21 protein-coding genes are annotated in these 24,621 nt (G+C 58.9%); 17 read left to right on the forward strand and 4 right to left on the reverse strand.

Features of this window, described 5'->3' with window-relative positions; translation table 11 throughout:
- Positions 1-7: 7 nt before the first annotated feature.
- The 11 genes from ACNAZS_RS00385 (at position 8) to ACNAZS_RS00435 (ending at position 13,665) form a co-directional block, all read left to right on the forward strand.
- Positions 8-1,642, forward strand: coding sequence for an arylsulfatase (locus tag ACNAZS_RS00385; protein WP_415786975.1), 1,635 nt, complete (start codon positions 8-10; stop codon positions 1,640-1,642).
- Between the two features lie 64 nt (positions 1,643-1,706).
- On the forward strand, positions 1,707-4,259 hold the full coding sequence (locus ACNAZS_RS00390) for a fused MFS/spermidine synthase (RefSeq protein ID WP_415785037.1): 2,553 nt from the start codon (positions 1,707-1,709) through the stop codon (positions 4,257-4,259).
- Positions 4,260-4,376: 117 nt separating this feature from the next.
- Positions 4,377-5,168 (forward strand): bestrophin-like domain, encoded by a 792-nt coding sequence (locus ACNAZS_RS00395; protein ID WP_415785039.1) that lies wholly within the window; start codon positions 4,377-4,379, stop codon positions 5,166-5,168.
- Between the two features lie 142 nt (positions 5,169-5,310).
- Positions 5,311-6,213 carry a hypothetical protein gene (locus ACNAZS_RS00400; RefSeq protein ID WP_415786977.1) on the forward strand — a complete coding sequence of 301 codons (903 nt, stop codon included), beginning with the start codon at positions 5,311-5,313 and terminating at the stop codon, positions 6,211-6,213.
- 76 nt (positions 6,214-6,289) lie between these two features.
- Positions 6,290-7,474 carry a hypothetical protein gene (locus tag ACNAZS_RS00405; RefSeq protein WP_415785041.1) on the forward strand — a complete coding sequence of 395 codons (1,185 nt, stop codon included), beginning with the start codon at positions 6,290-6,292 and terminating at the stop codon, positions 7,472-7,474.
- A gap of 13 nt (positions 7,475-7,487) precedes the next feature.
- Positions 7,488-8,774, forward strand: a complete 1,287-nt coding sequence (locus tag ACNAZS_RS00410) for a DUF3300 domain-containing protein (RefSeq protein ID WP_415785043.1) — start codon at positions 7,488-7,490, stop codon at positions 8,772-8,774.
- On the forward strand, positions 8,774-9,628 hold the full coding sequence (locus ACNAZS_RS00415) for a DUF2950 family protein (protein ID WP_415785045.1): 855 nt from the start codon (positions 8,774-8,776) through the stop codon (positions 9,626-9,628). Before ACNAZS_RS00410 ends, ACNAZS_RS00415 begins: the two co-directional genes overlap by 1 nt.
- A 46-nt stretch (positions 9,629-9,674) precedes the next feature.
- Entirely contained in the window at positions 9,675-10,067 is a 393-nt protein-coding gene (locus tag ACNAZS_RS00420) for a hypothetical protein (protein WP_415785047.1), read from the forward strand.
- Positions 10,068-10,343: 276 nt separating this feature from the next.
- Positions 10,344-11,132, forward strand: coding sequence for a hypothetical protein (locus ACNAZS_RS00425; RefSeq protein ID WP_415785049.1), 789 nt, complete (start codon positions 10,344-10,346; stop codon positions 11,130-11,132).
- A 192-nt stretch (positions 11,133-11,324) separates the two neighbouring features.
- On the forward strand, positions 11,325-13,262 hold the full coding sequence (locus ACNAZS_RS00430) for an alkyl/aryl-sulfatase (RefSeq protein ID WP_415786979.1): 1,938 nt from the start codon (positions 11,325-11,327) through the stop codon (positions 13,260-13,262).
- Positions 13,263-13,407: 145 nt separating this feature from the next.
- A complete protein-coding gene (locus tag ACNAZS_RS00435; RefSeq protein ID WP_415785051.1) occupies positions 13,408-13,665 on the forward strand; it encodes a DUF1488 family protein in 258 nt (85 codons plus the stop codon).
- A gap of 8 nt (positions 13,666-13,673) precedes the next feature.
- Here ACNAZS_RS00435 and ACNAZS_RS00440 read toward each other — a convergent pair whose 3' ends face one another.
- Positions 13,674-14,678 carry a zinc-dependent alcohol dehydrogenase family protein gene (locus ACNAZS_RS00440; protein ID WP_415786981.1) on the reverse strand — a complete coding sequence of 335 codons (1,005 nt, stop codon included), beginning with the start codon at positions 14,676-14,678 and terminating at the stop codon, positions 13,674-13,676.
- 548 nt (positions 14,679-15,226) lie between these two features.
- Here ACNAZS_RS00440 and ACNAZS_RS00445 point away from each other — a divergent pair.
- Positions 15,227-16,024, forward strand: coding sequence for a lytic transglycosylase domain-containing protein (locus ACNAZS_RS00445; protein ID WP_415785053.1), 798 nt, complete (start codon positions 15,227-15,229; stop codon positions 16,022-16,024).
- A gap of 53 nt (positions 16,025-16,077) precedes the next feature.
- Entirely contained in the window at positions 16,078-16,974 is an 897-nt protein-coding gene (locus ACNAZS_RS00450; protein WP_415785055.1) for a MurR/RpiR family transcriptional regulator, read from the forward strand.
- A 20-nt stretch (positions 16,975-16,994) separates the two neighbouring features.
- Here the strand turns inward: ACNAZS_RS00450 and ACNAZS_RS00455 are convergent, their stop codons facing one another.
- On the reverse strand, positions 16,995-18,503 hold the full coding sequence (locus ACNAZS_RS00455; RefSeq protein ID WP_415785057.1) for a M81 family metallopeptidase: 1,509 nt from the start codon (positions 18,501-18,503) through the stop codon (positions 16,995-16,997).
- Between the two features lie 119 nt (positions 18,504-18,622).
- Between ACNAZS_RS00455 and ACNAZS_RS00460 the strand changes: the two genes are divergently transcribed.
- From ACNAZS_RS00460 to ACNAZS_RS00475, 4 genes are all read left to right on the forward strand, one after another.
- Positions 18,623-19,609, forward strand: a complete 987-nt coding sequence (locus ACNAZS_RS00460) for a Bug family tripartite tricarboxylate transporter substrate binding protein (protein ID WP_415785059.1) — start codon at positions 18,623-18,625, stop codon at positions 19,607-19,609.
- A complete protein-coding gene (locus ACNAZS_RS00465) occupies positions 19,599-20,888 on the forward strand; it encodes a hydantoinase/carbamoylase family amidase (RefSeq protein WP_415785061.1) in 1,290 nt (429 codons plus the stop codon). The genes ACNAZS_RS00460 and ACNAZS_RS00465 overlap by 11 nt, the downstream gene beginning before the upstream one ends.
- A gap of 141 nt (positions 20,889-21,029) precedes the next feature.
- A complete protein-coding gene (locus ACNAZS_RS00470; RefSeq protein WP_415785063.1) occupies positions 21,030-21,344 on the forward strand; it encodes an antibiotic biosynthesis monooxygenase family protein in 315 nt (104 codons plus the stop codon).
- A gap of 21 nt (positions 21,345-21,365) precedes the next feature.
- Complete coding sequence (locus tag ACNAZS_RS00475; protein ID WP_415785065.1) at positions 21,366-22,280, forward strand: LysR substrate-binding domain-containing protein; 915 nt, start codon at positions 21,366-21,368, stop codon at positions 22,278-22,280.
- A 14-nt stretch (positions 22,281-22,294) separates the two neighbouring features.
- Here the strand turns inward: ACNAZS_RS00475 and ACNAZS_RS00480 are convergent, their stop codons facing one another.
- Together ACNAZS_RS00480 and ACNAZS_RS00485 are read right to left on the reverse strand one after the other, a co-directional pair.
- Positions 22,295-23,560 carry a CaiB/BaiF CoA transferase family protein gene (locus ACNAZS_RS00480; protein WP_415785067.1) on the reverse strand — a complete coding sequence of 422 codons (1,266 nt, stop codon included), beginning with the start codon at positions 23,558-23,560 and terminating at the stop codon, positions 22,295-22,297.
- A gap of 57 nt (positions 23,561-23,617) precedes the next feature.
- Positions 23,618-24,589, reverse strand: coding sequence for a tripartite tricarboxylate transporter substrate binding protein (locus ACNAZS_RS00485; RefSeq protein WP_415785069.1), 972 nt, complete (start codon positions 24,587-24,589; stop codon positions 23,618-23,620).
- Positions 24,590-24,621 lie beyond the last annotated feature (32 nt).

Consider the following 24,621-nt stretch of genomic DNA (forward strand, 5'->3'; position numbering starts at 1 on the left):
AGCAATGATGAGAGCACGACGATGGTTCGGAGCGGCAGTGGTGGCCGCGAGCGGACTGGTGATGATGGGAGGAGCGTCCGCGCAAACCCCGAGTTCACAGTCCAAACCGGCGGCGCAGGCTTCCGGCAAGAAACCCAATATTCTGGTGATATTTGGCGATGACATCGGCCAGACCAATATCAGTGCTTACGGCAAAGGTGTGGTTGGCTACACGACGCCCAACATTGACCGCATCGCCAAAGAAGGCATGATGTTTACCGATTACTACGCCGAGAACAGTTGCACGGCGGGGCGGTCGACATTCATCACCGGACAGGTACCCCGCCGTACGGGTCTGTCGAAAGTGGGCATGCCTGGTGCCCCGGTCGGCCTGCAAGATCGGGATATCACCATTGCCCAAGCCCTGAAGGGGCATGGCTATAACACCGCGCAGTTTGGCAAAAACCATCTGGGTGATCGCGATGAGTATCTGCCAACCAACCACGGGTTTGACGAGTTCTTTGGCAATCTGTATCACCTGAATGCCGAGGAGGAGCCAGAACGTCCGTACTGGCCCAAGGACTCGAAGGATCAGATCATCGCATCCTATCAACCGCGTGGCGTCATCAAGGCTTCCGCTGACGGCAAGATCGAGGATACAGGCGCGTTGACGAGCAAGCGGATGGAAACCATCGACGACGAGACCGTTGGCGCCGCCCTGGATTATCTGGACAAGCATGGCAAGGATGAAAAACCGTTCTTTGTGTGGATGAACACCACCCGCATGCACGTGTATACGCATATACGGAAGGAACATCAGGGCAAGAGCGGTATGCCGGGCAACGACTACGCCGATGGCATGTGGGAACATGACCAGGATGTCGGTAAATTACTGAAGAAGCTCGACGATCTGGGGATTGCGGACGATACCATCGTGGTTTACACGACAGACAACGGTCCCAATCAGTTCAGTTGGCCCGATGCGGCGACGACGCCATTCCGTAACGAGAAAAACTCGAACTGGGAAGGCGCCTATCGGGTCCCGGCCATGATCCGTTGGCCGGGGCACATACCGGAGGGTGTCGTCAAGACCGGGCTGATGTCGGGACTGGACTGGTTCCCGACTTTGTTGGCGGCGATCGGTGATACCGATGTCAAGGACCGACTATTGAAGGGGTGGACGCCAGACGGGGCCAGCAAGAGTTTTAAGGTACACCTGGACGGCTATAACCAACTCGACTACCTGACGGGCCAGAGCGACGATAGCGCGCGCAGGGAGTTCTATTACTTCAATGACGATGGCATGTTGGTCGCCATGCGTTACAACAACTGGAAGGCCGTTTTTTGCGAGCAGCGCGCACCGGGTGGATTCGATGTATGGAAAGACCCCTTCGTTTGCTTGCGCGTGCCGAAGTTGTTCAATCTGCGCATGGATCCCTACGAGCGCGCCGATACCGTTTCAAACCAATACTATGACTGGCTGGTGAAGAACGACTATCTGGTGCTCATGGCATCGATGAAGGCGGCGGAATTCTTGCAGACTTTCGTCGAATGGCCACCGAGCCAGCGTCCCGCTTCCTTTAGCGTCGACCAGGTGCAAGCCGAAGTCGATCGGAAAGTAGAGCAGTATTTCGAAGAGGCAGCGAAAAAGCAGGGTAAGTAAGTAGACACGGCGCGGGCGTGGCATCCGCCATGCCCGCTGCCTACGAATTTCTCTGGATGGATGCATGAGTAACAATATGAGCTTGTCCACGCGCGCGCCGGCGGATGTTCCCCAAGCCGGCACGCCACCGTTGTCGTCGACGGGACTTGCCGCGCCATCCCTTTTGCTGGCGCTGTCGGGTATGGCGGCGCTGATTTTCCAGATTCTCTGGATCAAACAACTGTCGTTGATTGTCGGCGTGGAAGTGCACGCTATCGCCGTCGCAGTCAGCGCGTTTTTTCTTGGGCTGGCCGCGGGTAGTTGGTGGCTGGGTCGTCGGGCCGATCGGGTTGAACGGCCTTTGCGCTTGTACGTCCTGATCGAAATTGGCATTGCGGCGGTTGCTGTCGTCGTAACCCAAGTGTTGGCGCACGGCGCGTTGCCCTTCGCGCGAGTCGAACAGACCAGTCCCGTGCTGGCCTGGCTTGCTGTATTCCTTATTATCGGTGCCGCGCCGTTTCTGATGGGGGGCACGCTACCCGTGTTGTTGCGTGCCACCGGCGCGGCGAGAGTCGGGCGGGCGGGTGCCATGTTGTATGCGGCTAACACCAGTGGCGCGATTATCGGCGCGCTATTACCCGCATTTGTCCTGATTCCCGCCGTGGGAGTACAGCGAACGGCGTGGGCAGCGGCGGGCTTGAATCTTGCGGCGGCCCTGGGTGCCTGGATATTGGATCGACACCATCGGTCGGCCAATGACATCCCCGCGGCATCCGTTGCAGGCCACGAGCGTCAGTCGTTACCCGCCCGCGCATGGCTGGCAATTGGGCTGTACACCGTGGCAGGCGCCATTGCCCTGGGCTACGAGGTGTTGTGGTCGCAAATGATCGTGCCCTTCATGAGCACGCGCGCCTTTGCTTTTTCTATCGTACTCGCCGTTTATTTGGCCGGGTTGGCCATCGGGTCAGCGCTGTATGGACGCTATGAATCGCGTTTAGGCAGTCCGTGGCGGGTATTCGGGCTGTTGATCGCATGTGCCGGTGTGTTTGCGCTGGCGGAGGCCGCTCTGCTGGGGCGCTGGCTGGTCGATGTCCAGAGCTATGCCGAAGTCTTGGTAGCCGGCCCAACGGGTGGCGGCCTGGCGGGCATGAGCGCGCGCTTTGCGGTGGCAGCCTGCACGATCGTGCTGCTGCCGACGCTATTGCTCGGCGCGGCGTTCCCGGCCGTGTTACGCATAGTCGTGCCCGCTGAGCAGCGTGGACGTGGGGCGGGCGCGGTATTGGCGGGCAATACGCTAGGCGGCATTGTCGGCACGGCGCTCACCGCCTTTGTCCTGCTGCCGCAGTTGGGCACCCTACGCAGTCTGGTGCTGCTGGCCGCCGCGGCCTGCGGCATCGGCGTGATCGCTGTCTGGCAGGCCCGGCCCGCCGTCACCATGGCGCGCGCGATGACGATCACATTGACCGTCGCCGTGTTGATCGTCGGCTGGTCGCTGCCCACAGACCATCTTGCACGCTTGCTCCCGGGCGCGCAGGGTAAGGATCTGGTTTTCTACGAAGAGAATCACGGTGGCACCGTGGCCGTGGTGGAAAGCGGGGAGGGCGATCATCGTTTTCGGCGGCTGTATATACAGGGCGTCTCGAACTCGGGCGACGCCATGCCCTCCTTGCGCTACATGCGCTTGCAGGCCTTGCTACCGCTCATCATGCATGCGGGTGAGCCACGCTCCGCATTGGTTATCGGCTACGGTACCGGCATTACCGCGGGCGCCTTGTCGCGCTTTCCGGGCTTGGAACACCGGGTCGTGGCAGAGCTTCTGCCCGGCGTGCTGCATGCCGCTCCTTTGTTCAGGGGGACGTACGATGCCGTACAGGATCCCGGTCTGGATATCCGCGTGCGCGACGGCCGGCGCGAGCTCCTGGTCAGCACGGACGCCTATGACCTGATCACTCTGGAGCCGCCACCACCCTCCGCTGCGGGTGTGGTGAATCTGTACTCCAGGGATTTCTATACTCTGGCCGCGTCCCGCCTGAATCCTCATGGCGTCGTGGCGCAATGGCTACCTCTACCCACCCAGAACCTGGACGATACCCGCGCCTTGGTGGCGAGCTTCATCGATGTTTTCCCGCATGCCTCGCTCTGGACGACCGAGCTGCATGAAATGCTATTGGTGGGGTCGATGGATCCCTTGCCGCTGGATGTGGCCCGTATCGCCGAAAGGTACGTCAAACCCGCGACACGATCCGCCTTGGCGGAAGTCGGGATTCTCTCGCCAGCGGCGCTACTGGCGACCTGGGTCACCGATCGTGACGGCCTGGTACGTTTTGCGGGACCGGCACCTTTGGTCACCGACGATTTTCCGGCGATCGAGTACGCCACGTGGGTACGGCCTCGCGAGATCGTCCGTACCTTACCCGCACTGCTCGAGTTACGTGACTTACCCCCGGTGCAAGGGGGGTCTGAAGCCTTGATGGCCGAGATTCGCGGTGAGCGCGAACAACTGGATTTGTTTTATCGCAGTGCCCTGGCGGCCTACCGAGGGGATCGTCAGGAGTGGGCGAGCCATGCCGCCACACTGGCGCAGGTGGGGCAGGGAAATCCGTATTTGCGGTGGTTTATCGGGAGTCAAGCCGAATAGTCGGCGACGGTATCAATCTGAAGTTCAATGACGAGGTGGATACGAGGCAAAAAAATCAAAAACCTGTTCTGTTTTCATGGCGTGTCTGGTTGTGAACCTCTTTGCGCGTGGTGATATATGAACTTCTCATTGATGCTTATTAGTTTGGCCGTATTGTTTTTCTTTCTGTTGTTTGGTGCCATCCACCTTGGGCGTTATCTCGGAAAGTCGCATGGTGATACGGAAGAAGACTCGGGTCGTGTGGGTGCGGCGGCCATCGAGGCCTCAGTCTTTGCTTTACTGGGTCTGTTGGTGGCGTTCACCTTTTCGGGCGCCGCCCAGCGTATGGCGGAACGGCGCAATCTGATTGTCGAGGAGGTCAACGCCGTCGGAACGGCGTGGCTGCGTGTCGATCTTGTCAATGCTTCTGATCAACCTCAATTGCGCGCGCAATTTCGCCAATATGTCGACGAACGCATCAACTACCTGCAGCATGTCGCCGACTTCGAGCGACGTGATCAGATCGCGAACACCATAGCGGCTATCCAGAAAGACCTGTGGGCTACCTCTATGCAAGCCGCGACACGCAGCACCCCAGCCTTTGCGGCGTCGTACGCGAGCGCCGTTAACGAAATGTTCGATGTCGCCACGAGCCTGACCGTCGCACAGAAAGTGCATCCGCCGACGGTGACCTATTTGTTTCTTTGCTTTTTGGCATTGGTTTGCGGCTGCTTTGTCGGCCTGAATCTCGCCAACACAAAGCAGGGCAGTCTGATCCATCAACTGCTGTATGCGTTGGTGATGACCACCGCCCTATACATCATCGTCGATTTCGAGTTTCCCCGTATTGGCACGATACGCATCGATCAAGGCGATGCATTGCTGATCGCTCAGCGGCAGGCGATGAACGATCCCGTGGGGGGTAGGTAAATAGTTTTTCGAAGGAAAGTGACTATTGCCTGAACGCTATGCGTATTTTGATTGCGAGGACGAGATGTTTGGCTGGCAAGCGATACCGGTAATGACAGCGACACGTGCTTTGACATGGCTGATTGCCTGGGTGGCGTCGACGATGGGGACGTCGGCGTTTGGGCAATCGGGTGTTCGATTGACGCAGGACGACCTGCAAAAACGCGCCAATGGGGTGCTTGCACTAATGTCCTTTTCGATTGTCCCCGACATCACGACCAGTGCGTTGAGCATCGGCAGCGGCGGGGGGACCGCAGGTTCCAGCGATTTTTTTATGACACAGCTCGGCGGTGGAGACACGATTTCCGACAGTGTGCCCATTTATCTGGAGGGCGTGCTGGCCGCCAGCCGGTACGACCCGACCTTTATTGCGACCCAGGGTGCGGAGAATCGGAGAATCCCGGCAAAGTGGAATAGCCTGTCCGCCACGGGGGGCATAGGTTGGGATTTCAAACTGACCGATGAGTTGAAATTGCGACCCATTTTCAACTTTGCGCTTGGCAACGTGACCAGCGACCTGCGCGCTGCCAGTTGGTATGTCGGCCGCAAGACGGACCAGGATGTGGCGTTTCTCGATAGAGGTTCACTCAATGCCTATGGCCTTGGTGGGTCGCTGATGCTGGATTGGGAACACTATCGCCCGGGCTATGAGGTCGATGTGGAGCTGCGGTATTCCGATATCCGCCTGCAAAGTTTCGATAGTTCCGCAGCAGTCAAGGGCAAGGCGGCGGCACGGTCGGCCAACCTCTGGGCCCGCTATCGGGCGCCCACTGGTATCACGCTATTGCAGCGGCCGCTGCGCTACGTCCTGGAATTGACCCATACAGAGTTTCTGGGCGACCAGCGCGGCGTGCTGGGCTTTGATCGCTTGACCGCTATTGGCGCGGGGTTGGAGTTGGATTCCAGCGCCTATAACGTCGTGGTGACGCGTACGCGGCTAGTGGGCCGCTATGTTTTTGGAACCAATGTTTCGGGTTTTTCGGTGGGGTTGGCGGTGAGTTTTTAAACGAGTAGTCGCCCCTCGGCCGTGGCGATGAGGTAACCGATTGTGCGATGCCGGTGAACCTGGCTAAAGGTGAAACATGAAATCGGGGCAATCTTATGACATCGATTCTCGATCATTCTCGCTGGTGCGCAATGATCCGTTCTATCGACTACAGCGCCGGATTGGACTCATACCAGCCCATGGCGATGGATGTAAACGGCGGGCTTTACTCTACGCGCTGGTGGCATGGTTGCCCCTGATGATCGCTTCTTGGGTGGCCGGGACAGTGGTCGAATCCGCCGGGATCACCGAGCCTTTGCTGGGTCATATCGGTATTCATGTGCGCTGTCTGGTTGCGATTCCGTTGTTGGTATTGGCTGAAGGACTCGCCCAGAAGAATATCCCCTTGTTTGTGCGGGAGTTCCGCCGCACGGGGCTGATCGGTGATGCGCAATCGCCGCAGTTTGAGCAAGTGTTGGCGGACATTCAGCGACTGCGTAATAAGGCGATTCCATGGGTCATCATCGCAGGCTTGCTCATCACCTGGACAGCTGCTTTCTTTCTGGCGCCCAATTCCGACGAAATTCAATGGGCCGACGCCGAAAGCCCTAGCCTGGCTTTTGGAGCCTGGTGGTTCTTGCTGGTCACGCGCCCCATTTTTTCAGTTCTGCTATTAGCCTGGATATGGCGTCTGGTACTGCTGGGTATCCTGTTATTGCGGATCGCCCGTCTGCCGCTGCAATTGGTTGTCATGCATCCGGATCGGGCTGGTGGCCTGGGTTTTCTGGACCGCGTCCCGCTGATTTACAGCCCATTCATTCTTTCTGTATCCGCCGTCCTGGCCGGGGCCTGGGCGCACAGTGTTTTCTACCACAACGTGCCGGTGCCATCCCTGTACATCCAAATGGTCACCTTATTGATTGTTCTGACGGCAGTGGGCCTGGCTCCGCTACTGGCTTTTTCTCCGAAACTGATGCACGCCAAGCGTCAGGCGCTATTGGATTATGGTGTCTTGCTCGCCCGCCATGGCAAGGAGGTCGACGACAAATGGATTGCACAAAAAGGGGTACCCGATTCGCCCATGTTGGGTGCGCCGGAGCTCGGGCCAGTGGCTGATATGCAGGCCCTATACCAAGCCGTCGCGTCAATGCGGCCAGCGGTTATCAGCAAATCCATATTAATCAAAATCGTGTTGCCCGCTGCACTGCCGTTGCTCGTGCTGGTTGCCACACAATGGCCGCTCAAGAGCACATTGAGCAAACTGTTGTTCACACTGCTGTAAAGAGGAGAACGCCATGAGATGGCTTCCAAGATACGTCCTTGCATTGTTGGCACTGTTGTGTTTGAGTTCGCCCAGTTTCGGTCAATCGAAACTGGGTAATGAACAGTTGGATCAGATGTTGGCGCCTATCGCTCTGTACCCGGATGCACTGCTATCACAGGTGCTGATGGCCTCGACCTATCCTGATGACGTGGTGGCGGTGGCTGCATGGTCCAAGCAGCATACGGATCTGAGCGGTGACGCCGCTGTGAATGCCGTACAGAATCAACCTTGGGACCCCAGCGTCATGTCGTTGGCCGCTTTTCCTTCGGTGGTGGACATGATGGGCAGGCAGCCCGATTGGGTACGGTCGCTGGGAGACGCCTTTCTGGACCAACCCGAGGACGTCATGGATTCGGTGCAACGGCTACGGCTACAAGCTCAGAAGGCGGGCAGCCTGGCCAGCAACACACAGCAAAAGGTCACCACCTCCGCAGATAGTGGCTCGACAGTGATCAGTATCGCGCCTGCCTCCCCGAGCGTAGTGTATGTACCTACCTACAATCCCACCACGGTCTATGGCACGTGGCCATATCCCACTTATCCTCCCGCGTATTACCCGCCACCCCCGGGATCGGTATTCGCGTCGGCATTGGTCAGCGGCCTGGCATTTGGTACCGGGATCGCGATTGCGGATTCGCTATGGGGCGGTTTTGACTGGGATGATCGAGACGTAGACATAGACGTCAACCGCTACAACAATATCAACGTCAACAAGAGGCTGGACGTCAACCGCAACAACGTGAAATGGAATCATGATCCGTCCCACCGTGGCAACACGCCTTATCGTGGCGCTGATACCCGGCAGCGTTTCGAGACGCAGCGTGTCGACTCGCAACGACGTCAGGCGGGGGGAAGAGCTGGCACGGCATCCGGACAAGGAGGGGGCCAGCAAGCCCGCCGCGAGCATGCGCAAGCCGTCGCGCGTCAGCACAGCGCCGCCGGTCCGGCTGCGCGTGGTGGTGGAAGTTCAGTACGCCCGCCGAGCGCTCGAACGGGCGCTGGCACACACTCAGCGACAGCTAACCGCAGCGCAAGTCGCGGCAGTGCCCAGGCCGCGGCGGTTACGCGTTCAAAGGCCGACAATCGCGATAATGCGCTACGCGGCGTCAATGGCCCCTCTCATACGCGAAGCGTGAGTGCGAATCATGGGGGTCAGACCAGGCCTGCGGTGCATCGGGAAAATCGGCGGACGGCGGCCCCGCCTCGTCCACATGGTGGCGGGCGTGGCGCAGGACAACATACGCGTGGGAGACGGTAATGAAACAGGAAAAACAGAATTTGATACGTACCGTTGTCGTTGGGCTGTTGGCAACCAGCATGATCTGGACGGGGGGCAAAGCGCTGGCCCAAGCGTCCTATCCCAGTCCCGAAGCCGCGGCGGATGCCTTCGTGTCGTCTCTTGCCACCGGCGACGATATCAAGTTAAAGCATGTACTGGGCGCCGACTTCAAGCGGTATGTACCGCCCGGCGCCATCACACAGGAAGACATCTATACGTTCCTCGCGGCTTGGTCAAAACATCATGAGGTCGTCATGTCTGGCCCCGCAACAGCTGCATTTATCGTTGGGCAGCATGATTGGTCCTTTCCCGCACCTCTTATAAAAGGAGCCAAAGGTTGGCACTTTGACGTGCGCGAAGGCGGGCGGGAAATGCTGCGACGACGGATGAACCGTCACGAGGAAGCCGCAATACATACCCTGCAAGACTTGTGCGACGCGCAGGAGCGCTATCGATCATTGGTGGGGCAGGGTAAGCCGGCGCAACGGATTGTCAGCCACGAAGGCCAGTATGACGGTCTTTATTGGGAGTCCGACGTCCAAGCCCCCGTACAGAGTTTGCTGACGGACGACGCACTCGTAATGGGTGCCGATGTACCCGTAGATGCGGCTTTGCATGGCTATCGATACGCTATCCTGCCATCTGCCGGCGATGAAACGGGATGCGCCTTTGCCGCGTGGCCGGCCGCCTACGGCAGTTCGGGTGAGTACAGTTTCTTGATCGGGCCGGGGGCAAACGTGATGGAACGCGATCTTGGCAAACAGTCCAGCAGAGCGGATTTCAGTCGCATTGGACCCGGTACGAACGCCAAGTGGACACCGGTCGTCCCTTAGAATAGCTTTTTAAAATAACCAATCGTATCGATACTGGAGAACGACGATGGCGATCATTAACCGACAGGTCTTTACCTCTTCGCTGGCACTGGCGCTGCTTTGCGCCTCGGGGACGGCCGGCGCACAGGCATATAGCGCGTTTTCCCCTGATTCCATTTACGGTTCCTTAAAGGGCGCCGAGTCCACATCTTTTAATCAGGCCGTTGCCAGCGTGATCGAAAACCCGCAGGACAATGTGGTGCAACTGTGGACCAGCCCTGTGAAGCGCCGTACACCCATCACAGGGCAAGTCTATGCCGATGGCTCACGACAGCAAAATGGCCTGCCATGCCGCGAGCTTCACGCTAAATTGGAACGGGGCCCGAACCACGAGAACTGGAAATTCCTGTTTTGCAAGGTAGATGACACCTGGAAAATCGCCTCTCAAACGCAGCAATGATGGGCGCGTGGATAGGGTTATAAATATAGACCACCGTCGAGCATGATTTCGGCGCCGGCGTCGTTTTGATCATCACCGGCTGACCGAAGTCCTTTAACTTGAAACAACACGATAAAAAATATCCCCAAGATTTCGCTTTTCGGATAGAAAATAGCTGAGATTCGTAATAGTTTAGATGTCATGGATCACGCCAGATCCGAGACTGAACTAATAGCGGACAACGATCGACAGATTGGTGCACCGTGTATACGCACGCTCGAGACGAGGAGATGATCGATGAATCGTTGGAGAGATGCAACTCTCGTTTTGGGGACTGTCGCGCTTTGCACCGATCTGACTTTTGCTCAGAGTGCGGATAATGCCGCCGCCCAGGCTAATAACCCGTTGGCCAACATGACGGCGTTCAATATCCAGAACTATTACATTGGTCGCCAGACCGAAACGGGAAAGTCTGCGAATCAATTTTGGCTGCGGTACGCACAGCCGTTCTCTGTGTCGAATACCAAGTGGCTGATGCGGGCCTCATTGCCTGTCAACACGTTGCCGGTGAGTAATCATCATGAAACGGGCATAGGTGACCTGAATCTCTTTACGGCTTACCTTATCGATACGGGCAACCCTGCGATCAGCTTCGGGATCGGTCCGCAAATCACGGCGCCCACTGCTACCAAGAAATCTGTCGGCAGCGAAAAATGGTCGGCTGGGCTGGTGAATGTGCTTTTCGATGCCAGTTCTCCAAAGTTCCAATATGGGTATTTGCTGTCGTGGCAAGACAGTTTTGCGGGTTCGAGCCACCGGGAAGATTCAAATTTCGTTGCCCTGCAGCCTTTCGCGATGTACCAGCTAGGGGGTGGCACATATCTGCGGGCAGCGCCAATCTGGACGTATAACTTGGAAAATGACGGCTACAGCGTGCCTTTGGGCGTGGGTATTGGCCAGGTCTTCAAGCGACAAAAGACCGTTTTCAACTTGTTCATCGAACCGCAATTCTCCGTTGCCAGTCGGGGTCCTGGCCAGCCCGATTGGCAGATATACATGGGTCTGAACATGCAATTTGCCAACTGACGCGAGTCGGGTTGGGCAGGAAAAGGGTTTTTTTGCTTTACCGGGCTGCCGCATCGACGGTCGTTCATCGTTTCACCCTATGGAGAGTTAGCCATGATGAAATCCGATTATCGTGTGAAATCCCGTCAAAATCCGGAACACTACGTCGCGACGCCGCCACTGCGCGCGCGGCTAGCACCATTGGCGCTAGCCATGTTCACGCTAGTCGCGTCGAATCAGACATGGGCCGCGGAAACGTCCAAGCCTGCCGAGGCCGCGACCAAGGAGGCCAACGCCGCGCTCTTGAAAGCACTGCCTTTTTCGGACAAGACCTCATTCGAGCTGGCCCACAAAGGTTTTATCGCGCCGCTGCCACAAACCATGATCAAGGGGGCTCAGGGCAACCTGGTGTGGGATCCAACCAAGTACAACTTTATCAAGGAAGGTTCGCAGGCCCCTGATACCGTCAATCCGAGCTTGTGGCGCCAGTCGCAGTTGCTGAACATATCGGGTTTGTTCGAAGTCACCGACGGCATTTATCAGGTACGCAATCAGGATCTGTCAAACATGACGATCGTCGAAGGCAAGGAAGGCCTGACGATCATGGATCCCCTCATTTCCACGGAAACTGCCAAGGCGGCGCTGGATTTGTATTACCAGCACCGTCCCAAGAAGCCCGTCGTGGCCGTGATCTACACGCATAGTCACGTTGACCATTACGGCGGTGTACGCGGGGTCGTGGACGAGGCCGACGTGAAAGCCGGCAAGGTCAAGATCTACGCGCCTTTGGGCTTTCTGGAACACGCTGTGGCCGAGAATGTCATGGCTGGGACGGCTATGAGCCGGCGCGCAAGCTATATGTATGGCAACTTGTTGCCGCCTGGCCCCACGGGCCAGGTCGGTGCCGGCCTGGGCACCACCACGTCGGCGGGGACGGTCACTCTGATTGCCCCGACAGACATCATTCAGAAAACCGGCGAAACGCACGTCATCGACGGCCTGACATACGAGTTCCTCTACGCGCCCGGCAGCGAAGCGCCCGCCGAGATGCTGTATTACATCAAGGAAAAGAAAGCGCTCAATACGGCAGAAGACTCCACGCACACGCTGCACAACACCTATTCGCTGCGCGGCGCAAAGATCCGCGACCCTCTCGCATGGTCGAAGTACCTGAACGAAGCTCTCGCTCTGTGGGGCGATGACGTTCAGGTGATGTACGCCATGCACCATTGGCCCGTATGGGGAAACAAGGAAGTCGACGAACAGTTGAGCCTGCAGCGCGATATGTATCGCTACATCAACGACGAAACGCTGCGCTTGGCCAACATGGGCTACAACAAAGAGGAAATCGCGGAGCAGATCAAACTGCCCGAGACGATCGCCACCAAGTTTTCGAACCGTGGGTACTACGGCTCGGTAAATCACAATGTGCGTGCGACTTACGTACTCTACTTGGGGTGGTTCAATGGCAATCCGGCCACGTTGCACACGTTGCCCATTGAAGAGGGCGCTAAGCGCTACGTGGAAATGATGGGTGGTACAGACGCCTTGTTGAAAAAGGCGCGCGAATACTACGCCAAGGGCGATTACCGCTGGGTGGCAGAGGTTGTCAATTACGCCGTGTTTGCCGACCCCAAAAACCAGGCCGCTCGCGATTTGCAGGCCGATGCGCTGGAGCAGATGGGGTATCAGGCCGAAAGCGGACCGTGGCGCAACTTCTATCTGACTGGCGCGAAGGAATTGCGTGAAGGCGTGAAGAAACTGCCAGTACCGGATACTGCCAGTCCAGATACGGTTCGAGCCATGACGCTGGACATGCTGTTTGATTACTTTGCGGTGCGCCTGAACCGCGAGAAGGCAGCGGGCAAGCATGTGGTCCTGAATGTGGATTTCACCGACACCAACCAGAAGTACATGCTGGAGATGAACAACAGCGTGTTGAATCACACAGAAGGCAAGCAGGCTAAGGAAGCGGACGCCAGTCTTTCGCTGACCCGCGAAACACTGAACAACATTATGCTAAAGCAGACCACATTGAAGGACGCGATGGCCAAAGGCGACGTCAAGCTGACCGGCGACCAGTCGAAGCTGAACGATGTGTTCGGGTCGCTTGACGACTTTGAGTTCTGGTTCAACATTGTGACGCCATGACGTGATGAGGGCAGGGCGGGGCTCTCGACCGGGAGCCCCGCCCCTTTTTTCGATTGATCAGTTGTGCGTGGCACACGATTTGCTGCTCGGTAGCCTTTTGCCAGACCTCTGTCGAACGAGATAGGCTTGTTTAGGACTATTGGCCATGAAATTTACAAAATCGACCGACGCTAGCGTCCAAGACGACGCGATCGTTTTCAATATGGAAATTTCTGGTGTGGTGCGATCTTTCGAGATTTCAGGAGACGTACTGCGTCAGCACTTCGGGGCGGCCGATGACACCGCGCCAGAGCTATTGCGAGCGTTTGAACGCGGTGCGGGTGCCGTGCAAGACGCTGCGCGTCGTCTCCGATCGGTGCCCACCGAAGGGACTATTCAGTTGGGCGAGGGTGACTTTGAGTGATCCAAGCTCTAGATATCGAGCACGATTTTGCCGAAATGCTGCCCGCTGGCTTCGTACTGGAACGCCGCGACGATCTCGTCCAACTGAAAGTGGCGGTCGATGATCGGCCGTAGCTTGGTGGTATTAATGGCGCGGACAAAATCCTGTTGGTGGCGACGGCTACCGACAATGAATGCGTGCAGTCTGACCTGTCGGGCGAGCGCCTGCCCGAGCGGCAGTTGGCTCGTGACGCCGCTTAGTACCCCTATAACGGCAATATGACCGCCCACCCGGCTAGCGATAATGGACTGGGCCAACGTCGCTGGGCCGCCCACCTCGATGACATGATCGACGCCACGGCCCTGGGTCAGGCCGCGAACGGTCTTTCCCCAGTCGGGGTCATTGCGGTAATTGATCACGGCGTCGGCGCCCAATGCCTTTAATTTATCCAGCTTTTCATCGCTGGAAGAGGTGGCAATGACTTGCGCGCCGGCAAGCTTGGCTAACTGCAACGCAAAGATAGAGACGCCGCCCGTGCCTTGCACCAGCACGGTGTCGCCCGATTTCAACTGACCGTTCTCGAATAAGGCACGCCAAGCCGTCAGGCCAGCCGTCGTCAAGGTAGCCGCCTCCGCATGGCTATAGTCCTGCGGGGCGTGCGTGAACGCGGTGGCAGGCAGGGTGACCTGTTCGCGCGCGAAACCATCGATGCCGTCGCCTGGCGTGCGCCCAAATCCGGCACGTTGCGGCTCGCCGTCCAACCAGTCGGGAAAGAAAGTGCTGACCACATGATCACCGACCGCGAATTCATCGACGCCTTCGCCCACGGCAATGACTTCGCCGGCACCGTCCGACATGGGGATACGCTGCTCACTGGGGGCCATCGCGCCGCTGACCACGCCCATGTCGTGATAATTGAGCGAACTGGCCCGGATACGCACGGTGATTTCGCCCTTGGTGGGCGCTTTGGGTTCGCTGGTGCCCACCACAACGTTGCCAAAGCCGCCACCCGCTGGCACGTAAATCGTCTTGATCGGCATGTTGTCTCCAAAAGTGGGTCGGCCCAGTGGACTACCGTTGGTAGCTTAGCGGGCATAGAAGTAAAAATGATACTCGCTCACGACGCATGACGGGAGTAACGCAAACTGATCTGGCTGAACAGGTGGGCATTGGCCTATCGACGCTTGTTGCAATCGAAAAGGGCGCTCCTGGCTCTGCAATCGGCGCTGTGGCCAGAGTACTGTGGGGGCTGAACGTGCTTTCAGACCTTGACGCTGTATCCGGTCTGGAAGAAAGCGATCCGCTCCTAATCGAGCGCATCGCGGAAGTACCAAAGCGCGTGCGCAGAAGGCACCGATCATGAAAAAACAAATGAAGCCTGTCTGGGTATGGCTACCGGGATCTAAGGAACCGGTCGTTGCCGGGGATTTTGAAGTGTGAATGGACGTAGCGCGATAAAAAGTTTGAACTCGCTCTTCGATCAAATTCCTGTCACATTGCTGTCTTACTCTCTCTGTCCACAACCCGCTGGGGCATAATGCTTCGCGCGAGGCTTGCCTTACAATGTGGACGGAGGGTGCGGTTGAAAAGGAATTCGTGGCGTGATGCGGTCAGGCGGGTCGCCTTTTGCGCGACCCTGCTGGCCATGGCGCCCATGATGGCGGCTCAGGCCGCAGGGACCAAGGCCCCGGGAAAGAAACAGCCCGCGGGCGCTTCGAGCATGCTCATCATCGAAAACGGACAAGTCGTCGCCGAGATCAACATCCACGACGGTGAACTCGTGTTGTCCCATCCCGTGCCCAAGACCGTCCAGGCATCGAAGATGTCCAAGATGTCTAAGACATCGAAAGCATCGAAAGTATCCGAGACATCCATGGTATCCAGGATGACCCGGACGTCCAGTATGCAAGCAGTGCAATCCCACGAGATATATGACCCCGCGCAGGTCTACGACATCATGGTCCAACAGGCCGCTCTACGTTACAGCATGGATCCCGACTTGCTCCATGCCGTCATCAAGGTCGAGTCGAACTACAAGCCTCTGGCCGTGTCCTCCAAAGGGGCCATCGGCCTGATGCAGATCATGCCTACGACAGGCGTGGAGCTTGGTTTCGCCAACCCAAGACGTGACCTATTGATCCCTATGAATAATATCGACGCGGGTACCCGGTATCTGGCGCGGATGATGCGACGCTTCGAGGGCGATCTGTCATTGGCGCTGGCCGCCTATAACGCGGGCCCGAGCGCCGTTTCCCGAAACGCGGCATTGTCCGATTATCCCGAGACACGCAAATACGTCCGGTCCGTGCTGGACTTGTATAGTCGATCCGCTTTTAAAGCTCTGCAATTGGAAGCACTTCGGGCGGGATTGAGTCGATAGCCATCGCCGTTGTATGCAACAATCGTTGCAAGATCGTTTCACCTGTTTTTCCAATGCCATCGAATTCCACTTCTTCCGCTTTCCATACGCTGGCTGATTTCCAGGCGCATTGCCGCGCGCATTTCTCCGAGTTGAGCGCTCAGTATCAGCAGAGCGTGCGTTACCTGATGGATCATCCGCAAGAGGTGCCCATTTCGTCGATGCGAACGATCGCAGGGCGTGCAAAGGTGCAGCCGGCTACGCTGGTCAGGCTGGCCCAGCATCTGGGCTTTGACGGCTGGCAGTCATTGCGCGCGTTGTTCGTGGATGACTTTCGTGGCGCTCACCAGCCCTATGCATCGCGTGCCGAGACGGTCGTGCGTAAGCGAGGCTCGTCCCGTCTGCTGGACGATATGGTCCAGGCCCAGCACCAGAACCTGGAAACCCTGCGCGTTGAGGCGCTGGAGGGTCTGGCAAATGCGGCCGAGATGCTCGGCGACGCGCAGAATGTGCATGTGGCGGGCTTTCGGGCGTGCTTTCCGGTGGCATTTTCCTTCCATTATCTATATCGGCTGTTTCGCAAGTCAGTCCATCTGGTGCGAGGCGATGCCGGCGCGCTGGAGATGGAGCTGCGCGCCTTCGATCGACAGGACGCCGTGCTAGCCATCAGTTTCGCGCCTTACTCGCAAGAGGTGTTGAGAGTCGTCGAGGCTGCCCGCGCCGCGGGATGCCGTGTGGTGGCGCTGACCGACAGTTCGGTTTCCCCGCTTGCGTTGCAGGCTGACTGCACGGTGCTTTTCTCAGTGGACAGCCCATCGTTTTTTCCGTCTATCACGGCCGGCGTTGCCGCCGTCGAGGCGCTGGTCGAACAACTGCTGGCGCGCGAGGGCAAGGGGGCGGTCAAGGCCCTCGAGGCGGCCGAGGGGCAGTTGCATAGCATGGGCGCGTACGTGCCTGCCCGACGCCGGTAAAAGCGCCAGCAGGCTTGCGCTTAAACTACGTCCGCATCATCGAAGGGATAGACGCCCCGCCGGTCGAGTTGACGGTAGTCCAGCAGCGTCAGATCGGCAGGGCCATGATCGGGCGTGTCCACAATGAGGATCTCTTGCGCAACGGGCTCGTAGAAATCACGGAAATGTGTCTTCGAGCGGAGCACGATCACGTCGAAGTCCTCGGGACGTTGGCCGAACAGATAGAACGGGTCGCCGTCCACGGCGAAGGCGAAGCGGCTGACCACGCTGATCGAAACACCGTCGATACGTAGCAGGGCCGTCATGCCCAGATCCACCGGCATGCCGCGTTGATAATTGCCCGTGACCCGGTATGAGATGGGACCAGCTCGTTCGACTGTGGCCGTGACCGTCAGGGGTGGGCCCGCCTGCGGCGAACTGTGCGCGCCCAGGCGCACGGTGATCGTGGCGCCCACCCCGGCCTCGTAGGCCGCCTGGGCAGCGGCGGGATCCAACAGAAAGGGCACGGCGACCTTTTGCATGCGGCGCTCCAGCACCGCCGCTAGGACATAGGTAGAGTCGTTCATGCGATCGGCGTGCTCCAGCAGCACGTATGGCCGCGATGCGCCCGGCAGGCCCGCGGCCACGCGATCGATGGCCTGCGAGACGGTGAACACGTCAAAAGGCCGGTACAGTGCATGGCGTTGCGCGCGAATGTCGTCTGCCAGTGTCTGTGCGATGTCTTGTGCCTCGGAGAGCGGCCCGTCCAGGACGCACAGCACAGAAAAACCTGTGTTGTAGGCATCGGCATACGAGAAGCCCGCCATGACGGAGATGTCCAAGTAGCGTTCGCTGGCGGCTTCTTTTGCGCGAGCCTCGGCAATCAAACTGGCCAGCGGCTCCAGATTGGTGGCGCTGAAGATGCTGGGCACCAGCACGCCCGGCTTGACCACCGCCAGACTGTGGTGGATCTCGCCCGCGATCGTGCGCGTCAGGCAGAGCGCGGCGCGGCGCCCCGTATCGCCCATGTCGATGTGCGGTGACTTGTGGTACGCGAAGGCGGCCGTGGCATCGGCAAACGTGTCGGCATCGACATTGCCGTGATAGTCCAGCGCCACGACGATGGGCAGATTCGGCCCCACGCTTTGGCGGGCGCGCTCGATGATGTGGCGCTCGACGTCGGGATAGGACGCCGCCACGCAGGCCCCGTGCAGGTACAGCAGTACGCCGTCCAGTTCGCCGGCCTGCGCTGCCAGCGCCGAGCAGATTTCCCCGGTATAAAACTCGACCGCTTCGTCTGTCGCCGGACCCAGCGCGCCCAGCAGGGTGTGGACGATGGGCACGATTTCGACCGCGCGCGATTCGCAGACGTCGATGACACCGCCGGCCACCGTGTTGGTGCCGCGTAGCTGTTCGATGATGGCGTTCCCGCGCAAAGCCACTTGCTCGAAGTCCTGCAGCGTAGAGGCCACGGGCAGAAAGCTCACGGATTCGGTATTGAAGGCGGCGAATGCCACGCGGGGCGGCTGGAATTGTCGATCGGGTTTCATGTCGGCTCTTCAGTTGGAAACAAATGTTGTGTAGTATCTTAAAGCGAATCGGTTGATTCTTTTTGTTTACGGTCGATGAGTCGGCCAAATCGTCACAATAACTATCCAAGGGAAAACTTATGGCTCAGCCTCTCCTGCAGCGCGTGTTGCGCCGAGTCGCCCTCTGCGGCGTCGCCTTCATCCTCGCTCCCGTATCGGCGCAGGCCGCCTTTCCGGAGCGGCCCATCACCATTGTCGTGCCGTCCGCCGCTGGCGGAACACCCGATACGCTCATCCGTTTCCTGGCGCAAAAGGCACAGGAGCGCTATCAACAAAGCTTCGTCGTCGACAATCGGCCCGGCGGATCAGGTATTCCCGGTATCAGTGCCGTCTATCGCGCCAAGCCGGACGGCTATACCGTCGGCTATGCCAATAACGTCACCTTGGCTATCAACCGCAGCGCTTTCAAGGAGTTGCCCTACGATCCACAGGCTTTGGTGCCGGTCGCGTACGTCTTGAAGGTGGCTAACGTGCTGGCGGTGAATCCGTCTCTGCCGGTCAAAACGCTGGACGAGTTCCTGGCCTATGCCAAAAACAATCCTGGCAAAGTGACGTTTGCCTCGCCGGGCGCGGGCACGTCGGGCCATCTTACCGGCGAGCTTCTGGCCAGCTCGTCGGGCGTGGAACTGTTGCACGTACCGTATCGCGGCAGCCCGCAGGCCACCACCGACGTTATCGCAGGGACCGTCGATGCGCTGTTCGACAACACCACCAGCATTAGCCCGCATATTCGCTCGGGCAAGCTGCGGGCTCTGGCGGTGACTAGCCTGGAGCGGTCCCCCAATTTTCCGGATCTGCCTACGGTTGCCGAGAACAAGTTGCCGGGCTTCGAGGGAGTGGCCTGGGGCGGTATCGTTGCGCCGCCGGGAACGCCGCCCGAGGTCGTCCAGGTCCTGACCAAGATGTTCAACGATCTGCTCGAAGACCCCGCCATTCGGGACCAACTGCTGAAGATGGGCATGGACGAAGTGATGGGCGGCCCGCCGCAGGCCATGGCCGATTATGCGGAGAAGGAAACCGCGAAGTGGGGCAAGGTCATCAAGGATGCGGGTATCGATGTCAAGTGATCGCCGGGTCGCCATTGAACCGTCTACACGCTCGGCGGCGCGCGAACAGGTCGTTCGTTGGTTCAGCGTGATGGCCAGCAATACGGCCGATCCCGTTGCCGGTATCACGCGCCCTTCATATGGTGAAGGCGAGCAGTTCGCTCACACCTTCCTACGAGAGGAGGCAACGGCACTGGGATTGCGCGTAACCGAGGATGCCGCGCTGAACAGCTACATGACGCTGCCGGGCCGCGATAGCGAGGCGCCGGCGATCATGATCGGCTCGCATCTGGATTCGGTGGCGCAGGGGGGCAATTTCGATGGTGCCGCGGGCGTGGTGGCAGGCCTGGCCGCGCTGTCCATGTTGCGGCGGCACGGGATATCGCCGCGCGGCGACATCACGGTTATGGGGGTGCGTGCCGAAGAAAGCGCGTGGTTCCAGACCTCGTACATCGGCAGCCGCGCCGCCCTGGGTCGCTTGTCGCCCGAGGCGTTGCAATGCCGGCGCGTCGATACGCAGGCGACGCTGGCCGAGCATATACGACAGTGCGGCGGTGATCCCGACGTTTTGCTGGCCGGGCAGCCATTCCTGGATCCCGGCCGAATTCGGGCTTTCATGGAGGTACATATCGAGCAGGCCCCCAGTTTAGTCGAGGCCGGTGTGCCCCTGGGTATCGGCACGAGCATTCCTGGAAATTTCCGTTATCCGGAGATCACGGTGACGGGCGAGACCGCCCACGTGGGCCTGCCACGCCGCTTTCGCCGGGATGCGCTGGTGGCGGCTGCGCGCTTCGTGGCACAACTGGATGCCCTGTGGCAACGCTGGGAGGACGCAGGCAAGGATATGGCCTTTACCGTCGGTCGCCTGCATACCGACGCAGCCAATGACGCAATGACCAAGGTCGCGGGCGAGGTTTGCTTCAGCCTGGATGTGCGAGCGTACGACGCGGCGGACGTGGCGCGCCTGCACGAGGACGTGCTGGGCATCGTTGCCACGCTGCAGGACGAGTGCGGCGTACGGTTCGAACTGGGACGCCAAACGCAGGCGCCAGTGGCGACGGCCGCGTCAGACATTCAGGCCGCGCTGACCGATCTGGCGCGCTCGCGCGGGATCGCCTCCATGCCCCTGGCTAGCCCTGCCTCCCATGACGCGGCGGTTTTTCACGAGGCGGGGGTGCCAATGGGGCTGCTTTTCGTGCGCAACCACCATGGCAGCCACAATCCGCACGAGGCGATGGATATCGACGATTTTATGCTGGCGGTCGATGTCTTGACCGATTGGTTGCTGGCCCAGGGCTAAAGCCGGAATTCGCGCGACAGGTGACCCAGTTTTCACGATGGTGACATGAGTGACTAGGGGAGGGTGCAGGCGTCTCGACGCAGGGGGCCACTGGCCCACTACAATGGGACATCATTTGCAGAGAGCAGAGAGGATTCAGCCATGTACATCGCTATGAACCGATTCAAGGTCGCCCTGGGATCCGAGAGTGAATTCGAAGAACTTTGGAAGAACCGCGATACGCATTTGAAGGAAGTCCCCGGCTTTGTTGAGTTCCATCTGCTCAGAGGTCCCCAGAAAGACGATCATGTCCTGTTTTCGAGCCACACAGTCTGGTCGAGTCAGGCGGCATTCGAGGACTGGACAAAGTCCGAGGCATTTCGGGCCGCGCACCGCAATGCGGGCGGCGGCACGCGTTCACTCTATCTTGGCCATCCAGAGTTTGAGGGGTTTGAAGTTATTCAAACCGTGTCGTAGTCGAGCTTAAACGACCTGGCTATGGAACTGCGCCAACTGCGCTATTTCGTCAAGACCGTGGAATTAGGCAGCCTGTCGCGTGCTGCGGAAGCCGTCCACGTTGCGCAGTCGGCGTTGAGCTCGCAGATCGCGCGTCTGGAGGAAGAGCTTGGCTGTCAGTTGCTTAGCCGTAGCTCGCGTGGTGCGGAGCCGACAGAGCACGGGATGCAACTGTATCGACGGGCTCGGGCGGTGTTGCAGCAGATCGAAGGCATGCGCGATATTGGCGGTGGCATTGGCGTTGAGATTCGTGGCAAGGTGACGTTGGGTTTGCCGGTCAGCGTTGCGCAGACCCTGGCCACGGAGCTGTTTGAAGCGTTGACGAAGCGCTGTCCCCATGTTTTGTTGCGGGTGATCGAATATCCCAGTTCCTATCTGGCCGAGCAGTTGCTTAATCATCGCATTGATGTGGCGCTGTTATTTGCCGAAGATGTGCCGCGTGGCGTGGATGCCCAGGCCATGATCAAAGAAGATTTTTACGCTATTGGCGTTCCGGCACCTGCTGAAGGCGATTTCCCTTTGACGGCGCTGGATGGCGTGCCCTTGATTCTGGCTGCACAGCCCAATAATGTGCGGGCTGTTCTGGATAGGGCGTGCTACGCGGCGGGCCTGACGCTGAATGTGGTCGTGGAATGTTCGAATCCGTTGACCATGCTGCGTTTGGCGCGGTCTGGGGTCGGCGCGACGGTGTTGCCATTGTCCGCGTTGCCGGATCAGGCTTCGCAGTCTACGCTGCCCACCCGCCTGATTACGCCACGACTGCAACGCGTGTTGGCATTATGTACCGCGATAGAGGCCCCTCAAGAGCCCGCGCTGCTGGCACTGCGCGGCGTATTGAGCGATCTGCTGCACGACATGCTGAAAAATGGCCGATGGCCGGGTGGCCACAAGCCTTGATCAGACGATAGGTACTAAGTGGTGTGTTCGACCGTGCCAGGTGCCTGCGGATGATCTTCTAGACCGTCCCAACTGGCACCGGCGTTCTTTAACGCAGTGATTTCATCGCCGCTAAAGCCCAATTCACGCAGCACGGTCTGGGTGTCTTGCCCCAAACGTGGTGCAGCCGAGCGGGCAGGGTGGTTGCTTCCGTCAAACAGTATAGGCAGGCCGATGGCCCTGGCATTACCGCCATTGGCGTCGGCGACGTCAATCACCATATCGAGCGAGCGGGTTTGAGGATGGAGCAATGCTTCGTCCACGGTTTGTACCGGACCACAGGGAACGCCGGCCGCGAGGAAGTCACGCTCCCATTCGGCCCGGGTGCGCTTGACCAAGACGGCGTTCAAGCATGCCGCCAGTTTTTCTCGGTTGTCCAGTCGGTCTTTCGGACTGCGAAAACTCGGATCGATCTCCCATTCGGGTTTGCCAACAATCTGCACGATGCGTTTCCAGATCGAGTCATTACCACCGCCCAGTGCCAGTTCGCCATCGGCGCACTGATAGGTTTGGTAGGGTGCGATGATGGGATGCGCCGTACCGAGCCGTTCGGGCAACTGGCCAGACGAAAAAAATAACGCCGCATACCAATAGAGTTGTTGGACCGATGCCTGCAGTAACGAGGTCTGTACCCACTGGCCTTTACCGCTTCGCAGTCGATGGATATAGGCGGCCAAAACACCCAATGTGGCCAATACCCCCGCATTGATATCCGCGATGGGAACGCCTGGTTTGACGCCACCGCGTCCAGGTTCTCCGGTTACGCTGATCAGACCGCTGAACGCCTGCAGAACCAGATCAAAGCCGCCGCGTGATTGCAGATCGCCCTTGGCGCCATAGCCGCTGACCGATACGCAGATGAGTGCCGGGTTCTCGCGCATCAGTACGTCGGGTCCCAGCCCCAATCGTTGCAAGGTACCGGGCCGGAAATTTTCGGTCAGCACATCCGTCTTCCTGACCATGCGTAATAGCGCTTGGCGCCCCGCATCCGTGCGGATATCCAATGCCACGGACTTCTTGCCGCGATTGATCATCTGGAATGACGCGGGCATCTCCCCAGGGGCCCCTGAGTTGTTGAACGCGCGTGCGTCGTCGCCGGCAGGGAATTTCTCGATCTTGATGACGTCCGCCCCCAGGTCTGCCAGCATCAGCCCGCAAATCGGGCCCGCCATGATCTGCGAAAGCTCCAGGACGCGTACACCGCGCAACGGCAATCGACCATCAAGCATTTCGGCGTTCATTAATCCCCCGTAAATCGCGACATACGTTCTTCAGCGCAATGCTTCAGCTCCATGGCGTCAGTTCACCTGCATGTTGACGCTCGTGACCAGTTTGCGCGCCGTCTCATAGTCGGCGTCTATAAATTGGGCGAAAGCATCGGCGCTCATGTCGCCGACCTGACCGCCCAGCGCGGCAACCTTGCTCTTGATCGCCGGGTCTTGCAGTACCGCCATGGTAGCGTCGCTGAGCTCGCGGACTTTTTCCGGAGGTGTTCCGCTAGGCGCGAACAGGCCCAGCCAAGTCATATGCTCGTAATTTGGCATGCCGAATTCTGATGCGGCGGGGATGGAATCCTGCCCGGGCCACCTCTTTAGCGATGTGACGGCCAATGGGCGCACTCGCTTGGCCTGGATCAACGGCGTGGCGGCTACTAACGATGAAATGACGACGGGGATCTGGCCGCCAGCAACGTCGTTCAATGACGGGCCGGACCCCCGGTACGGCGCATGGACCAGTTTTATTCCCGCCGCTTGTGCCAGTAGTTCGCCTGCCATGTGCGAGGGCGTGCCTACGCCTGCGCTGCCATACGTGATCGTACCCGGGTGTTTGCGGGCATCAGCCAAAAGATCCTCGAACGAGTTGTAGGGAGAATTGATCGGCACCACGACCACAGACGGTCCGCGCATCAGTTCGGCGATCGGAGCCAGATCCTTTAGCTCGTAGCCTGCGTCGGCGAAGAGGGTGGGATTGATCGTGTGGTTGTTAGCAGTGAGCAATAACGATGTACCGTCAGGTTCGGCGCGAGCCACTGTCTGAGTGGCCAAATTTCCGCCGGCGCCTGGCTTGTTTTCCACCACAACGGTGGTTTTCAGCCGTGGCCCCAGCTTTTCGCCAACGATGCGGGCCATGGCGTCGGCGCTGCCCCCTGGCGCGACGATGACAAACAGCCGAATCGTGTTTCCCTGTCCGTGGGCAAAGTTGACGGTGCCCAACAGCCCCAGCAATGCTAGCGTAGCGGCAAACCGCCTGCGGGTTTTGCTCATTTTCATTCTGTCTCCGTCCTTTATTACGGCATCGCTCT

Source organism: Bordetella tumulicola (genome assembly GCF_965138755.1).
GTDB classification, from domain to species: domain Bacteria; phylum Pseudomonadota; class Gammaproteobacteria; order Burkholderiales; family Burkholderiaceae_B; genus Bordetella_A; species Bordetella_A tumulicola.